Origin of the sequence: Ochrobactrum sp. SFR4, assembly GCF_019730395.1 — a bacterium.
GTDB lineage: Bacteria > Pseudomonadota > Alphaproteobacteria > Rhizobiales > Rhizobiaceae > Pseudochrobactrum.
Genome location: NZ_JAAPBB010001286.1, coordinates 1 through 241 on the forward strand (window position 1 = coordinate 1; position 241 = coordinate 241).

Genomic DNA, 241 nt, shown 5'->3' on the forward strand with positions numbered 1-241 from the left:
TTATGCTTTGCCTTTCGGTCGTGGCTTTGGTGCCGGATTGCCGGTGGATATTACCAGTGATTTTCAGTTCGGGAAAAATATTGTCCGTTTGCCGAATTTGCAGGGCAAAATTGATGATGAGGCAGTGACTGCGCGGTTGGACGGTTCGCTAAGTGATCAGGCCGTAGCACAATTGCGTGGTGAGATTAAGCTGGAACGCTTTGATCTGGCTGCACTATTCGCAGGCATGACCGGTTTGCCG

General features: G+C 50.6%; 1 protein-coding gene. It reads left to right on the forward strand.

Translation table 11 applies throughout. From position 1 onward, the window contains the following. Positions 1-241, forward strand: a 241-nt coding sequence (locus HBA93_RS23160) for a hypothetical protein (protein ID WP_221724792.1), incomplete at both ends; no start/stop codon positions are given.